At 62.4% G+C, this 13,731-nt stretch carries 15 protein-coding genes and 1 pseudogene; 10 read left to right on the top strand and 6 right to left on the bottom strand.

Features of this window, described 5'->3' with window-relative positions; all coding sequences use genetic code 11:
* Positions 1-45: 45 nt before the first annotated feature.
* Both HJ536_RS20385 and HJ536_RS20380 read right to left on the bottom strand, forming a co-directional pair.
* Positions 46-1,173, bottom strand: a complete 1,128-nt coding sequence (locus tag HJ536_RS20385; RefSeq protein ID WP_228028841.1) for a Gfo/Idh/MocA family protein — start codon at positions 1,171-1,173, stop codon at positions 46-48.
* Between the two features lie 24 nt (positions 1,174-1,197).
* A complete protein-coding gene (locus HJ536_RS20380) occupies positions 1,198-1,923 on the bottom strand; it encodes a GntR family transcriptional regulator (protein WP_177159226.1) in 726 nt (241 codons plus the stop codon).
* A 111-nt stretch (positions 1,924-2,034) separates the two neighbouring features.
* On the opposite strand from HJ536_RS20380, the gene HJ536_RS20375 reads away from it, so the two are divergent.
* The 7 genes from HJ536_RS20375 to HJ536_RS20345 all read left to right on the top strand — a co-directional run bounded on the left by HJ536_RS20375 (position 2,035) and on the right by HJ536_RS20345 (position 8,763).
* Entirely contained in the window at positions 2,035-3,189 is a 1,155-nt protein-coding gene (locus HJ536_RS20375) for an LLM class flavin-dependent oxidoreductase (RefSeq protein WP_177159225.1), read from the top strand.
* Positions 3,189-4,094: an aldo/keto reductase gene (locus HJ536_RS20370; protein WP_177159224.1), complete on the top strand. Its 906-nt coding sequence runs from the start codon at positions 3,189-3,191 to the stop codon at positions 4,092-4,094. Before HJ536_RS20375 ends, HJ536_RS20370 begins: the two co-directional genes overlap by 1 nt.
* Complete coding sequence (locus tag HJ536_RS20365) at positions 4,094-4,600, top strand: flavin reductase family protein (RefSeq protein ID WP_177159223.1); 507 nt, start codon at positions 4,094-4,096, stop codon at positions 4,598-4,600. The genes HJ536_RS20370 and HJ536_RS20365 overlap by 1 nt, the downstream gene beginning before the upstream one ends.
* 55 nt (positions 4,601-4,655) lie before the next feature.
* Positions 4,656-5,243, top strand: coding sequence for a TRAP transporter small permease (locus tag HJ536_RS20360; protein ID WP_177159222.1), 588 nt, complete (start codon positions 4,656-4,658; stop codon positions 5,241-5,243).
* A gap of 1 nt (position 5,244) precedes the next feature.
* The gene (locus HJ536_RS20355; RefSeq protein WP_177159221.1) at positions 5,245-6,534 is read left to right on the top strand and encodes a TRAP transporter large permease; all 1,290 of its coding nucleotides are present in this window, start codon (positions 5,245-5,247) and stop codon (positions 6,532-6,534) included.
* Positions 6,535-6,564: 30 nt separating this feature from the next.
* Positions 6,565-7,623, top strand: a complete 1,059-nt coding sequence (locus HJ536_RS20350) for a TRAP transporter substrate-binding protein (RefSeq protein WP_177159220.1) — start codon at positions 6,565-6,567, stop codon at positions 7,621-7,623.
* A 114-nt stretch (positions 7,624-7,737) separates the two neighbouring features.
* Positions 7,738-8,763, top strand: a complete 1,026-nt coding sequence (locus tag HJ536_RS20345; protein WP_177159219.1) for a YeiH family protein — start codon at positions 7,738-7,740, stop codon at positions 8,761-8,763.
* 2 nt (positions 8,764-8,765) lie between these two features.
* Here the strand turns inward: HJ536_RS20345 and HJ536_RS20340 are convergent, their stop codons facing one another.
* The 3 genes from HJ536_RS20340 to HJ536_RS20330 all read right to left on the bottom strand — a co-directional run bounded on the left by HJ536_RS20340 (position 8,766) and on the right by HJ536_RS20330 (position 11,621).
* Positions 8,766-9,272: a hypothetical protein gene (locus tag HJ536_RS20340; RefSeq protein ID WP_177159218.1), complete on the bottom strand. Its 507-nt coding sequence runs from the start codon at positions 9,270-9,272 to the stop codon at positions 8,766-8,768.
* 105 nt (positions 9,273-9,377) lie between these two features.
* The gene (locus HJ536_RS20335; RefSeq protein ID WP_177159217.1) at positions 9,378-10,508 is read right to left on the bottom strand and encodes a lytic murein transglycosylase; all 1,131 of its coding nucleotides are present in this window, start codon (positions 10,506-10,508) and stop codon (positions 9,378-9,380) included.
* A 189-nt stretch (positions 10,509-10,697) separates the two neighbouring features.
* Entirely contained in the window at positions 10,698-11,621 is a 924-nt protein-coding gene (locus HJ536_RS20330; protein WP_177159216.1) for a LysR substrate-binding domain-containing protein, read from the bottom strand.
* Between the two features lie 132 nt (positions 11,622-11,753).
* Here HJ536_RS20330 and HJ536_RS20325 point away from each other — a divergent pair, with 132 nt between their 5' ends.
* The 3 genes from HJ536_RS20325 to HJ536_RS20315 all read left to right on the top strand — a co-directional run bounded on the left by HJ536_RS20325 (position 11,754) and on the right by HJ536_RS20315 (position 13,377).
* Positions 11,754-11,981: a YdcH family protein gene (locus HJ536_RS20325; protein WP_177159215.1), complete on the top strand. Its 228-nt coding sequence runs from the start codon at positions 11,754-11,756 to the stop codon at positions 11,979-11,981.
* A 413-nt stretch (positions 11,982-12,394) separates the two neighbouring features.
* The gene (locus tag HJ536_RS20320) at positions 12,395-12,835 is read left to right on the top strand and encodes a hypothetical protein (RefSeq protein ID WP_177159214.1); all 441 of its coding nucleotides are present in this window, start codon (positions 12,395-12,397) and stop codon (positions 12,833-12,835) included.
* On the top strand, positions 12,832-13,377 hold the full coding sequence (locus HJ536_RS20315; RefSeq protein ID WP_177159213.1) for a DUF4453 domain-containing protein: 546 nt from the start codon (positions 12,832-12,834) through the stop codon (positions 13,375-13,377). The genes HJ536_RS20320 and HJ536_RS20315 overlap by 4 nt, the downstream gene beginning before the upstream one ends.
* Before the next feature lie 186 nt (positions 13,378-13,563).
* Here HJ536_RS20315 and HJ536_RS21035 read toward each other — a convergent pair.
* Positions 13,564-13,701 (bottom strand): annotated as a pseudogene (locus tag HJ536_RS21035) (hypothetical protein); the annotation flags it as partial.
* Positions 13,702-13,731 lie beyond the last annotated feature (30 nt).

Genomic DNA, 13,731 nt, shown 5'->3' with positions numbered 1-13,731 from the left:
TCAAAATTTGCCCAATTCCACAGGGGCAACCGGAGGTTAACCCCCCTACCCTTCGATCTCGACCACCCGCCCTTCGACCATCGACCGTTGCGCGGCCAGCCCCATCAGGACCGCCCATTTGCCGTCCTGAACCGAAACTTCTGGCACAGTCCGCTCTCCACGCACCAACTCCAGAAACCCCCGGTGCTGATAGAAGGTCGAGCCATTGTGGTCGCCCGCCTCAAGCAACGCAGGATCGACGGGGATCTCGCGGACCTCGGGGCCTTTTGGATCGCGGGGCGAGACGATGACTTGGGGCACTGGAGGTTCACCCAAGTGCTCGGGCCAGAAACGACCGGGGCCGGGGACCAAGGCTTCGATCTTGCCCTTGGGGCCGACGGCCGAGATTTCCTCTTGATAGCGGGAGCCCTCGGCGAACATGCACAGCTCCAGCATGGCCCGCGCGCCGCTGGCGAATTCGACCATGACATAGCCATGGTCAAAGATGTCCGGCGCCTCGCCTTCGTAGAGCTCGTCAGTGTGATTGGCCGCTTGGCCACCCATAGCCATCACACGCACGGGGTCCGACTCCAGCGCCAGCCGCATCAGGTCAAAGAAGTGGCAGCACTTCTCGACAAAGGTTCCGCCTGTGTAGCGGTTGAACCGGTTCCATGCGCCGACCTTATCCAGGAAGGGGAAGCGGTGTTCGCGGATGGTCAGCATCTTGATGCCGCCGGTGACGACCTCGGCCTCTTCCAGCAGTTTCGCGACAGGGGGCATATAGCGGTATTCCATCGCGACCCAGACCGGCGCGGGATAGCTGGCGGCAAAGGCGTCCATCGCCGCGGCGTGGTCCGGATCGGTGAACAGGGGCTTTTCCACCAGCACCGGCAAAGGGCGCTTGGCCGCGATCTGCTGGAGTTGCTCGAAATGGCGGAAGTTCGGGCTGGCGATCAACAGGCAGTCAATCTGCGGCAGGTCCAGCAGCGCGTCGATGCTGTCCACAAACACGGCCTCGGGCGCGAACTGGCGGGCGCGGGCCTGCATCTCGGCGTCAGGTTCATAGATCGCGCCAACGCGGGTGCCGTCCAGCAGCGCGATGTTGCGCAGATGCTCTTGGCCCATCATGCCACAGCCGATGACGCCATACGTAATGGTCTGAATGGCGTTTTGCGCCATCTTTTCCGTGGTCATTGGGGCTCCTCCTCCCGTCTTTCCCTAGATCAGGCGCTGCACGTAGAGCGCCTTTTGTGTATCGTACCAGGTGCGCGAAAACTCGACCGCCGCACTGTCCTGCGCCCATGACAGCCGCTCGATATACGCGGTGACAGTGCCGGGCCGCAGGGCAAAGGCCTCGGGCGACCAGCCGGGCACCGCGCCGATCCCGACGCGGTCTTCGGCACGGGTGATCCACAGTTGCAGGGCGCGCTTGTAGGTAAGGTAAAGCGAATCCTGCACCATCTCGCGGGGGATCTGGCCGGCTCCTCCGTCGAGCCAGATTTCCTCGACCGCGATGATCTGGTCGTCCAGATACCGCAGGCGGCGAAAGCGGGTGCCGTGATCGGATGTGCCATACTTGGGCTGCGCGTCATCCTTGGGCAGATGGTCCACCGACAGGATATCCGCTGTGGGCAGGCCGCCGCCGCCATTGGCGTGCTCAAGCCGGAACATCGAATAGACGGAGTCGACCTGACCGCCCGCGCGAATGTAGTTGCCCGACCCCTGACGCCGCTCGAGCAATCCCTTTTTCTCTAGCTCCAGCAGAGCCTTACGCAGGGTGCGCACGGTTGTTCCGTGGGCTTTGGCAAAGTCCCGTTCGGGGGGCAGCTTCTGGCCATCGACCAGCCGTCCAGCGGCGATGTCCCGGATCACCAGCTCGCAAATCTGCATGTAGATCGGCAACGCATCGGCGCGACCGGCTGCATATCTGCTGTTCTCTGGCATCCCGTGGCGTCCCCTCGCGGCTGGCATGATTAAAAAATTGATACACCATTGATCTACATCAAAGACACGGCTATGCAAGAAGAAAGTTCGGAGGCTTTCAGGGAGGAAATCATGACGGTCGTACCCGTTACATCTGCCGATCTCGACACGGTCGAGGTGGCCTGGTTCTCGGCGCTTTGCTCGGATGACTACCAGTTCCTCGGGGTGCCGGACGGAAGCCTGCGGTCCTCGTGGGATCACTGTTCGACCATCGTGAAAACCGCCGAGGCGCAGGGTTTCGGCAACATTCTGTGCCCTTCGTCCTATCAGGTGGGTCAGGACACCCTAAGCTTTGTCGCAGGCTGCGCGCCGATCACCGACACCATCAACCTGCTGGCGGCCGTCCGCTGCGGCGAGATGCAGCCCATCATGCTGGCGCGCACCATCGCGACGCTGGACCACATGCTGCAAGGGCGCCTGACGGTGAACATCATCTCGTCCGATTTTCCGGGGGAAAAGGCCGACAGCGCCTTTCGCTATCAACGCTCTCGCGAGGTGGTCGAAATCCTGAAACAGGCGTGGACGCAGGACGAGATCAACTATCAGGGGCAGGTCTATAATTTCTCCGGCCTGACCACCGATCCCGCGCGGCCCTATCAAACCAACGGCCCGATGCTGTATTTCGGAGGCTATTCCCCCGACGCGCTGGACCTGTGCGGCCAGCATTGCGACGTCTACCTGATGTGGCCCGAGAAATCCGAGGACATCGCCGAGCGCATGAAAGCCGCCAACGCCGCCGCTGAAAAATACGGCCGCACGCTGGATTATGGCTTCCGCAGCCACGTGATCGTTCGCGACACCGAGGCCGAGGCCAAGGACTATGCCCGCTACATCGCCAGCAAACTGGACGACGATCTGGGCAAAGCGATCCGCGAACGGGCGCTGGATGCGGGCAGCCTCGGGGTCAGCCATCAGGCGCGCAACCGTGAACTGGCGGATCTGGAAGGGTACATCGAGCCCCACCTCTGGACCGGCATCGGGCGGGCGCGTTCTGGCTGTGGGGCGGCGATCGTCGGCTCGACCGATCAGGTGCTGTCCAAACTCGACGAGCTGCAGAAAATGGGCATTCGCGCCTTTGTGCTGTCGGGCTATCCCCATATCGACGAGGCCGAGCATTTCGGCACCCGCGTGTTGCCCCAGATGAAGACCTGTCAGCTGAACCAAGTGTGGGACCGCGTCCCGCAAACTCTGCCAAAGACGCCGCTTGGCGCAGGAGAACGCCGCTAATGACCACGAATACCGTTGACCGAGTAGATATTGCCGAAGGGCTCAGCTTTTCGCGGCTGGTGTATGGCATGTGGCGGGTTGGCGACGATGCCGACACCTCGGAGAAACACGTCCGCGCCAAGATCGACGCCTGCCTTGCCCAAGGGATCACCACGCTGGATCAGGCCGACATCTATGGCGCCTACACCGCCGAGGCCATTCTGGGCCAAGCCCTGAAGGCCGACCCCGCCCTGCGCGCACAGGTCGAGATCGTGACCAAATGCGATATCGTGGCGCCCTGCGGAAAATACGCCGACGTGGCCTGCAAGCACTATGACACCTCGAAGGCGCATATCGAGGCGTCGGTGGACAGCTCTCTGCGCGACTTGGGGACCGACCACATTGACCTGCTGCTCATCCACCGCCCCGACCCGCTGATGGACCACGACGAAACCGGCGCGGCACTAGACGGACTGATCAAGGCCGGCAAAATCCGCGCGGCGGGTGTGTCGAACTTCCGCCCTTGGGATGTGGAACTGCTGCAAAGCGCCATGAGCAACAAGCTGGTCACCAACCAGATCGAGATTTCGCTGGCCCGGATTGATCCCTTTACCGATGGCGATCTGGCCTTTCACCAGCGCCAGCGCGATGCGGTGATGGCGTGGTCGCCCCTTGGCGGCGGCAGCCTGATGACCGCCGATACCGCGCTGACCCGCCTGATGGACGGGTTCGCGGCCGATTTCGGCGTGGACCGGTCGGCCATCGCGGTGGCCTTCCTGCTGCGCCATCCGGCGAAAATCCTGCCCGTTCTTGGCACCAACTCGCTGGAGCGCATCGCCAAAATCTCGGACGCCACCAAGGTGGACCTGACCCGCGTGCAGTGGTTCCAGCTTTATGAGGCGGCACTAGGCCGCGAGGTGGCGTGATGCTGGCCGCGCAGCCCCATAGCTTTGTGCCGGACCCCGGCAACGGGCGTGCGCTGCGTGATGCCTTTGGCCTGTTCGCGACGGGGGTGACCATTGTCACCACACTTGGCCCCGAGGGGTGCGTAGCGATCACGGCCAACAGCTTTTCGTCCGTCTCGATGGACCCGCCGCTGGTGCTGTGGTCGCCCGCGCGGGCCTCGCGCCGCTATCCGCTGTTCGCAGGGGCCGAGCATTACGCGATCCACGTACTGGCCGCCGACCAACAGGATCTGGCGTGGGCCGTGGCCAAGGACGCCAGCGCCCTGCTGACCACCGATCTGCCCGTGAATGCCGAAGGCGTGCCGGTTCTGCCCGGATGCCTTGCGCGGTTCGATTGCCGCCGCCACGCGATTCACGAGGCCGGAGATCACGCGATTGTTGTTGGCGAAGTTCTGCACGCTACGATGCAACAGGGGAATCCCTTGGCCTTTTTCGGCGGGCGGGTCGCGCGGATCGACATTAATTGACCGAGGCGCCGCCCCCTGAGGAGGAGGGGACGGTGTTTCGTGATGGGAGGAGAGAATGGTTCTACTCGAAGGACCGATCCGGCTGCTGTCCTGGATCAACGACCACCTGCTGAAGGTCGGTCGCGGGATCGGCGTGCTGGCGATTGCGGTGATGGTTGCCGTCACGCTGGTGCAGGTCTTCTGCCGCTATGTGCTGGGGAATGCCCTGCCATGGCCGGACGAGGCGGCGCGCTTTTGCATGTTGTGGATGACCGGCCTGATGGCCCCCACCGCGTTCCGCCGCGGCGGGTTCGTTGCAATCGACATCCTGCCTGCCTATCTACCCCGCCGTCCTGCAAGGGCGCTGAACCTGATCCTGCTGGCCGTCAGTCTGGTGGTGCTGGTTCTAGCGGTCCAGATCGGCTGGAAAGAGGTCACCGGCCTTGGCGGGCGCTTTGCATCGGCCTCGCTGTTCATCCCGACGGCGATGGATTTCAGCGAATGGTACCGCGTGCCGCGCAGTTGGATGATGGCCTCGATCCTGGTGGGAATCGCTATGCTGATCATCGTCAACATCGAGCTGATCCTGCGCAATCTGGTGGAACTGGTGTCGGACCGCACACTGCCCCCGATCGCTGCAGCCCCCGCACAAGGGGCGGAATAGAATGCTGATCTGGTTTCTTCCGCTGTTCCTTGTTTTCCTGATGATCGGTCTGCCGGTGTTCTTTGGCCTCTTGGCCGCGCCCGGTATCCTGCTGTTCCTGAACGGGCAGGAACGCGACATCACACTGCTGTACCGCAACCTCTATAACGGGATGGACAGCTTTCCGCTGATGGCGATCCCGTTCTTTATGCTGGCCGGCGAGATTATGAACCGCGGCGGCATTACCCACCGTCTGGTCGAGTTCAGCCAAGCCTTTATGGGCCACCTGCGGGGCGGTCTGGCGCATGTGAACGTGCTGTCCTCGATGCTGTTTGCGGGGCTGTCGGGGTCGGCGGTGGCCGATACCTCGGCGCTGGGGTCGATGCTGATCCCCGCGATGGAAAAGCAGGGCTACACTCGCCGCTTTGCCGCCGCGATCACCGCCGCCAGTTCCGTAATCGGGCCGATCATTCCGCCCTCGGGGATCATGATCATCTACGCCTATGTCATGGGCGAGAGCGTCGCCGCCCTGTTTCTGGCCGGCCTCGTGCCCGGTGTCATGGTCGGCGTAGGCCTGATGCTGCTAATCAAACTCATGGCCAACCGCTATGACTTCCCCGTTGCCTCGCGCAAATACACCTGGCCAGAGCGGGGCGAAGCCAGCCTCAAGGCGTTCTTTCCCCTGCTGACCCCCGTGATCATTCTGGGGGGCATTCTGGCGGGCGTCTTTACCCCGACCGAGGCGGCGGCGGTCGCCGTTTTCTATGCCCTGTTCATCAGCCTCTTTGTCCTGAAAACCCTGAAGCTGTCCGATCTGCCCGATGTCCTGAGCCGCGCTGGCCTGACCTCGGCGGTGGTGCTGCTGCTGGTGGGTGCGGCGATGTCGTTCAAGACGGTGGTGTCCCTGTCCCACGCGCCGCAGATGATGGCCGATTACATCCTGTCCCTGACGGAAAACCCGCTGATCCTGCTGTTCCTGATCAACCTGCTGCTGTTCGTGGTGGGGATGTTTCTGGACGCGGGTCCGGCGATCATCATCCTCGGGCCCATTCTGGGGCCGGTGTTTATCGGGATGGGCGTGGACTCGGTGCATTTCGCGATCATCATGTGCGTGAACCTGACCGTGGGTCTGGCCACGCCGCCGATGGGGCTGGTGCTGTTCGTGGCCTCGGCGGTGTCGGGCGAACGGGTCAGCACCATCGCCAAAGCCATTCTGCCTTTCCTTGCGGTCGAGATCGTTGTGATCTTTCTGATCACATATTTCCCCGCATTATCAATGACGATCCCGCGACTGACGGGCTTCGCACACTAAGTCTCATCCAGAGCAATATGGGAGGATAACATGCTCGGGAAAACCAAAACGCTGGCAGCGACACTGCTGATGACGGCCGCTCTGGCGGGTCCGGTGATGGCGGCGGACTATACCATCCGCGCCGTCGCCAACTCGAACGAGAATGACGAGGATTACGATGGCCTCGAGGTTTTTAAATCCTATGTCGAAAGCGCCTCGAACGGCGCGATCGAGGTCGAGATTTATATGGGCACCCAGCTGTGCTCGAACGGGGCGGAGTGTCTGCAGGGCGTGGCTGACGGCTCGATCGATGTCTATATTTCGACCTCGGGCGGGGCGGCTGGCCTGTTCCCCTATGTGCAGGTTCTAGACCTGCCTTACGTGATGCAGGACGACCGCATCGCGGAAATGGTTCTGTCGGGCGATTTCACCCGCACCATGCGTGACATGGCGCTCGAGGATTCCGGCGGCGCGATCCGTCTGATGACCATCGGCAACACCGGCGGCTGGCGCAACTTTGCCAACACCAAAAAGCGCGTGCAGACCCCCGCCGATCTGGAAGGCATGAAGATGCGCACCGTGGTCGCCGACCTGCCGCAGGAACTGGTCCGCGCATTGGGCGCCGCGCCCACCCCGATCCCGTGGCCCGAACTGTTCACCTCGCTGCAAACCGGCGTGGTCGAGGGCACCAAGAACGGCATCACCGACATCATGTCGATGAAATTCCCCGAAGCGGGCCTGCAATACGTCACACTGGACGGTCACGCCTACATGGGGGCGCTGTGGTGGATGTCGAACGAAAAGTTCATGGCCCTGCCCGAGGATGCCCGCCGCGTGGTGGTCGATGGGTTCTATGCGCTGCAGCAGGCGACCTTTGCCTCGCCCAAGCGCAAATCCATCCCCGCCTACAAGGATTTCGTGGCCGGTGGCGGTGATCTCTATGTCCCCACCCCCGAGGAAAAGCAGGCCTTTGCCGATGCGGTTCAGCCCGTTTACGAATGGTTCAACGCCAATGTCACTGGCGGCGAAAAGATCCTGACCGCGCTTCAGACCGCCGTGGCCGAAGCCACCGCCGAGCTGGACGCAGACCGCGCCCGCGACATCCAGTAACGACCCAACAGGCGTGCCCATCGGGGCGCGCCTGACCCCGCGCTGCGGCGCCGATTTCCCGCAAAACCAGACGATTTTTCAGGGGCTCTCCGGCCCCGAACCATAGGACATGACATGAGCGCGCTTTTCCCGACCCTGCCCGATCCCCGCGACCTGACCCAGAGGGGCAAAACTCTGGCCCCCGGTGTGGCGTTCGCGATGGTTCTGGCGATGGCGGCGCAGTTTCTGTCGAACCACTACGGCGCGCCGGTGATGCTGATGGCGATCCTGCTTGGCATCCCGTTCCACTTTCTGTCCGAGCATGAAAACATCGGCCAAGGCATCACCTTTGCCGCCAAAGGGCTGCTGCGGATCGGGGTCGCCCTGCTGGGGCTGCGGGTTTCGGTCGATATGGTGCGGCAGATCGGCTGGGGCTTTGTCCTGATTATCGCGCTGTGCATCGCGGTCACCATTCTGGGGTCTATCCTGCTGGCCCGTTTCGCCGGCAAAGACCGCGCGTTCGGCTTTCTGACCGGCGGGTCCGTGGCGATCTGCGGGGCTTCGGCGGCGATGGCGATCTCGTCGATCCTGCCCCAGCGCGACACGGCGGAACGGGACCTGTCCTTCACCGTGATTTCGGTAACCGCCCTGTCGACCCTGACTATGATCGTCTACCCCATCATCGCCGAGGCTTTGGGGCTGGACCTGCACACCACCGGCCTGTTCCTTGGCGGGACGATCCATGACGTGGCCCAAGTGGTCGGCGCGGGCTATTCCGTGTCCGAGGAAACCGGCGACATCGCCACGGTGGTCAAGCTGATCCGCGTCACCATGCTGGCCCCTGTCGTACTGATCGGCGCCATCGCCCTGCGCCGTCACGCCCCTGTTTCGGGCAAGCGTCCCCCGCTGCTGCCCGGTTTCGTCGCGGCCTTTCTGGTGCTGGCGGCGCTGAACTCGTTCCATTTGGTGCCCGAACTGGTGATCGAGCCCGCCTCGACCCTGTCCCGCGCCCTGCTGGTCACCGCTGTCGCGGCGGTGGGCATGAAAACATCCATCGCCAAGCTGGCGGACGTGGGCGGCACCGCCATCGCCATGCTCTCGGTCCAGACGGTGGTGCTGGCGGTGCTGATCCTGATCCCGCTGCTGATGGAGATGGTTTAGGGCTACTTGCGCCCCTTCCTGTCGTGACACTCGCGCGTCAATTTGGTCGCCGCCCCGAAACCATCAAGAGAATACTGCTGTTCATTGCCCCCGATGACCAGCGTTAGTCTGGACACTCTCCCACCCCCAAGCGCGCTAATCTGGACATCATCAAGCAACGTGGAAAGCCGCCCTTCGCTGGCGACAAACCGCTGGGTCGTGGACGATTTCACGCTGTCCAACATATAGGGGACATCGAGCGCGGTATCATCCGGCAGACTGCTGGGGATTTCCATGGCCCACCACCCGATGGGCGGAATGATCACCGACAGATCATTGGGGCCCCAAGTACTGCGCGTCATGAAGCAGCCAATATTGCCGCCCAAGAACGGCGTGTCATCCAGCCCCGCCCGATAGGCATAGATGCGCCAGTCCCCTGACCGTCCATAAAGCGTGCCGACATTGGGCGCGGCCAAAGCGGCCCCGCCGATGCCCGCAAAGGCGGACACCAACGCAAAAAGCTTGAGCATTTTCATATCTCGACCTGAAATGATCCGACAAATATGAAAACCCTAGCCAAGGCTTTTCCACCTGCCAAGCGGCGCCCCGCCCCCTGCGGCCAGACGCCCTAGCCCCTAGCCCAACATGCGCAATAATTCGACCGACGGCTCGCCCGTCACCGGCAGGCCCGCGCGGCGTTGGAACGCCTCGATCGCGGTGCGGGTCTTGGTGCCGAACACGCCATCGGGCGTTCCAACGTCATAACCGCTGGCATTCAAGCTCCGTTGCAGGGCAATCCGGTCCGATTTCGTCAGGCCATAGGCATCGGGCGGGAAGCTGCCGCGCAAGGGGCCACCGCCCATGATCCGGTCGCTCAGCAGCCCGACCCCAAGCGCATAGGAATCCGAGTTGTTGTAGCGCTTGATCACGCGGAAATTCGCGGTCGTCTCGAACGAAGGCCCTCCGGCCTGAGGTTGCAGCCCCCCACTGCCGGACGGGGCCTCGCGGCCCCAGCGCAGACCCCTCTGCCAGCCGTTCCGCGACAGATACGCCGCGGTCGAGGCCAAGGCATCCGTGGGATCGTCGGCCCAGATATCGGCCCGCCCGTCGCCGGTGAAATCCACCGCAAAAGCTTGAAAAGACGTGGGCATGAACTGCGTATGCCCCATCGCGCCCGCCCAACTGCCGGTGAAGCGGTCCGGCGAAACGTGCCCCTCTTGCAGGATGCGCAAGGCGGCCATGGTCTGCTTTTCGAACATCACGCCGCGGCGACCGTCAAAGGCCAGCGTTGTGGTCGCGGACAGCACCGGAATATCCCCGCGCCGCTCTCCATAGAAGCTCTCCAGCCCCCAGATCGCCGCAATGATCTGCGCGTCCACGCCGTATCGTTGCTCTAGGGCCATCAGGGTGCCGCGATGGCGGGCGAAGGCGGCCCGCCCCTTGGCCACCCGTTCATCGGAGACAGCAATGGACAGATAATCCTCGAGCGAGCGGCTGAATTCGGTTTGGTTGCGGTCCCGCTCGACCACGCCGGGCAAATAGCCAGTGCCCGCAAAGGCGCGGTTGAGGAAGCTGCGGGAATAACCGGCCCCTTCGGCGCGGGCATAGAACCCTTGCATCCATGCGTCATAGGCGGGGTTGCGAACGGGGGTCATGCCCTCTGCGGCCGCGCCCGCGACCGGCCCATAGGATTGCGGCCCGCCCGAGCACGCTGCCACACCTGTCAGCATCACCGCGCCTAGAAAATGGCGTCTATCAAACCGCATGGAAAATCTCCGAATCTAAATTTGCAAAACGTCCAAGGCGACTTCTGCACACTGACCTTCGAGGCGTTCGCGCGCGGTTGCAATGCTTTCTGAGGTTGTTCGTCCCGACCGGTGAAGTCCCGCCGAATGTGGGCGAAGGGTTTGGTCAAACAGTCCAATTCGGCTGCGCCGCTGCCCTGTTTTACGGGTTCAAAATTTCAGACAATCCGCAAACTCCGCCCGCGCGACGTCGCGGATTTGGGTAGCCATCTCGATGAACGCCGGCGGTTCCCCGCTGGATTTGCGCCAAGCCAGCCCGATCTGACGCATACGCGGCGGCGACAGGGGGATAGTGCAAACGTCACTGTCCGCACGCTCGACCTCGGACTTGGAATAGAGCGCGGGAACCAGCGTCACGCCCATCCCCAAGGATACCATCTGCCGCAGGGCATCCAGACTGGTGCCTTCGAAATCCTCGCGCAGTTTGGCGCCTGACAGCTCGCTCAGGTCCTTGATCTGGCGGTGCAGGGTATAGGCGGGCTCTAGGGTGATGAAGGTCAGCGGAGACAGGTCCTGTAAGGTCGCGCTTTTCTGGCCTGCCAAGGGATTACCGTGCTCGACCGCCAGCAGCAGGGGCTCGCGGAACAGCGGGTAAAACCGCACGTCGTCGCTGCTGACCGGCGTCTGGGTCAGGATCAGGTCGTGTTTGCCAGCCAGCAGTTCCTCAATCAGCCCTTTGGAGGGGCCGTCGCGGATGATCAGCCGGAACTCGGGATAGGTTTCGTGTAGGCGCTTCAGCACCCGCGGCATCAGATAGGGCGCGATGGTGGGTGATGACCCCAACCGCAATGTCCCGCTCAGCCCGCTTTGGGCCGACACCGGCCGATGCATCAGCCCGTCCACCTCGGCCAGAATGTGAAAGGCGCGCTCTGCCACATCGCGGCCCGCAGGTGTCAGGATCAGACCGCTGCGTTTACGCTCTAGCAACTGCGCGCCCACGGCCTCTTCCAGACTGGCGATTTGCAGGCTCAGGGACGGCTGGCTGATCCCCAATTGCTGCGCCGCCCGCCGGTATTGCAGCACGCGCGCAAGGGTCCCGAAGTAGCGCAACTGGCGCAACGTGATCTCGGCCACCGCCCCTCCTTTGATAGGAAAATCCTATTCTACTTTACAGTTCCATTGTCTTCATGTGGGCCGCCAGCACGCCATGTCTAGGGGGCAGCAGGCATGACGCCGCTGCTTCCGTCACGGATATGGAGGTCGAAGATGAACCACAAAGTGTTCTCGTTAGAAGGACGCCTGACGCAACTGCGAACCAAGCACGAGGCCCTAAAGGCGCGCATTGCCCGGGAACTGAAGCGGCCAGCCCCCTGTACCAGCACGCTTCAGACGCTGAAACGTCAGAGGCTCCGTATCAAGGACGACATGGTGCGCTGCATCGCGCAGCTGCAAAGGGTCCGCTCCGCCGGACGCCTGCAAGCGCGGTCGATCTAAGGGGCGCCTTTTGGGGTTTGCCATTGTCTCTCATGGCAGCCCCGTCGACCGCCTGCACCAGCAGAAATTTCACGAAAAGGCCGAAGCTGCCACTGGCCCGGAGGGGGAGACCCCCTCTGAAACTGGTAACGAAACACCAAGGGAGGACGAGAATGTTCAAAGGATTAGGTTTGTCCATGCTGCTGATTTTAGGCGGCATGCTGACTGTTCCGGCGCTGTTTGTGATGATGATCTGACATCGCCGATCAAAGCTGAAATCAGGGCGCATGGGGCGACTCCCCCGTGCGCCCTGTTTCGTTTCGAGGTGGGGTTTCCCCTGCCTTGATCGCATGGTCAAAAACCGGAACAGTCTGGCCGTGATCAGGACGGGCATATTTCGCCCGCGCCTCACATCCTTAATTTCCGGAGATTTCATGCGGCCTTTTATTGCTGTTATTTGCACCCTTCTTGCAGGGCCTGCACTTGCCGAATGCGCGACAGACGACACCTATTTCTATTGCCCGACCCAAGGCGGCACGACCCCCGTTCGTCTGTGCACCACGGACCCGCTGAACGCCGAGCTGACCATCGGCGGACAGACGGTAGCCATTGATCTGGCCAGCATGCGCTCCACCCTGCCCTCTGATGGCCCCGAGAGCTATCGCGCCATCGACTTCCACGATCCTCTGTCCGGTCAAGCCTTCCGCGTTTGGGCCACCGGTCTGCCGGTCGGCTTCCCCGAGATGAACGGCGGGTTCGAAATTACTGAAGGCAAAAGCGTTGTGGACAGCGCCAGATGCGATCCCGATGGGCCCGTGATGGACCGGCTGACCGAGCTCTTCGTTCTGATCGACGACGCGCAGGTGTCCCCGTGATCCGCGCCGGCCTCGCCCTGTGTGCCCTGCTGGCGGCTGGTCCGGTTTCGGCCAACTGCGCCGAAATGTGGTTCGTGCGGAACCTGATCTTTGACAACGCGGGCATGTGCTTTTTCTCGCCGCTAGGCGTGGCGATGTTCGACAACTCGGACTGCACCCCCGACGCCAAGATCGAGATCGGCGCTATCGACGAAGAGATCGTCGCCACGATCAAGGCCAACGAGGCTGATCTGGGATGCTCGGTCGACACCGATCAAACCGAGCTGCCGGTCCCCCACGCCGACCTTTTGCGCGCGGTGGACCAACTGCCCGCCGTCGCCAAAGAAGAAAGCGCCTGCCTGTCTTTTAACGCCCCGACAGTGCCCGTGCGGTCATCCCTAGGGATCGGCGCGGCGGTGATTTCGTCGGTCACTGCGGGGGACACCGTCTATTTCCGCTATGAACCCTTTGGCGGGTGGGAGTTCGTCGTGACCGAGCGCACTGCCGGATGGATCCCCTTGGGCACCATCACGCCAGAGAGCTGTCTGGATTGGGCGGGATGATTGGCCATTGGCTATGCGCCAGGCGCATAGCTGCACTGCAGCATTGACCGTTGTTCGGACTTGTCCGTTCGATCATATTAAGGGAATAGACGCTGCCTCTCCTCCTCCCTGGCAGCTTCTGGAAAATTCAGGCGGCACACATCTCCTCCTCCCTTGTGTGTCGCCTTTTCCTTTTTCACCACTCCCTCATCTCGCAATGAATAGCCCCGCGTTTTTGGGACGCCCTTGTTGTTCATTTTTTTGCTGCCGTTCGTACTCGATTGGCGACAGCATGCCGTTATGCGCGTGCTTGCGCTTCGGGTTGTAGAACATTTCGATGTAGTCTGTCCGTCGTCAGGGATTTTGGGACAGATT

The sequence above is a fragment of the Donghicola mangrovi genome, assembly GCF_013377535.1.
GTDB lineage: Bacteria > Pseudomonadota > Alphaproteobacteria > Rhodobacterales > Rhodobacteraceae > Donghicola > Donghicola mangrovi.
The sequence above is the reverse complement of the archived record's forward strand: the minus strand, read 5'-3'. Positions and strand labels throughout refer to the sequence as shown.

What these genes read in the sequence shown, in the direction of transcription:
- HJ536_RS20385 (WP_228028841.1), bottom strand. Translation starts at nt 1,173, where the DNA reads ATGACCACGGAAAAGATGGCGCAAAACGCCATTCAGACCATTACGTAT.
- HJ536_RS20380 (WP_177159226.1), bottom strand. Translation starts at nt 1,923, where the DNA reads ATGCCAGAGAACAGCAGATATGCAGCCGGTCGCGCCGATGCGTTGCCG.
- HJ536_RS20375 (WP_177159225.1), top strand. Translation starts at nt 2,035, where the DNA reads ATGACGGTCGTACCCGTTACATCTGCCGATCTCGACACGGTCGAGGTG.
- HJ536_RS20370 (WP_177159224.1), top strand. Translation starts at nt 3,189, where the DNA reads ATGACCACGAATACCGTTGACCGAGTAGATATTGCCGAAGGGCTCAGC.
- HJ536_RS20365 (WP_177159223.1), top strand. Translation starts at nt 4,094, where the DNA reads ATGCTGGCCGCGCAGCCCCATAGCTTTGTGCCGGACCCCGGCAACGGG.
- HJ536_RS20360 (WP_177159222.1), top strand. Translation starts at nt 4,656, where the DNA reads ATGGTTCTACTCGAAGGACCGATCCGGCTGCTGTCCTGGATCAACGAC.
- HJ536_RS20355 (WP_177159221.1), top strand. Translation starts at nt 5,245, where the DNA reads ATGCTGATCTGGTTTCTTCCGCTGTTCCTTGTTTTCCTGATGATCGGT.
- HJ536_RS20350 (WP_177159220.1), top strand. Translation starts at nt 6,565, where the DNA reads ATGCTCGGGAAAACCAAAACGCTGGCAGCGACACTGCTGATGACGGCC.
- HJ536_RS20345 (WP_177159219.1), top strand. Translation starts at nt 7,738, where the DNA reads ATGAGCGCGCTTTTCCCGACCCTGCCCGATCCCCGCGACCTGACCCAG.
- HJ536_RS20340 (WP_177159218.1), bottom strand. Translation starts at nt 9,272, where the DNA reads ATGCTCAAGCTTTTTGCGTTGGTGTCCGCCTTTGCGGGCATCGGCGGG.
- HJ536_RS20335 (WP_177159217.1), bottom strand. Translation starts at nt 10,508, where the DNA reads ATGCGGTTTGATAGACGCCATTTTCTAGGCGCGGTGATGCTGACAGGT.
- HJ536_RS20325 (WP_177159215.1), top strand. Translation starts at nt 11,754, where the DNA reads ATGAACCACAAAGTGTTCTCGTTAGAAGGACGCCTGACGCAACTGCGA.
- HJ536_RS20320 (WP_177159214.1), top strand. Translation starts at nt 12,395, where the DNA reads ATGCGGCCTTTTATTGCTGTTATTTGCACCCTTCTTGCAGGGCCTGCA.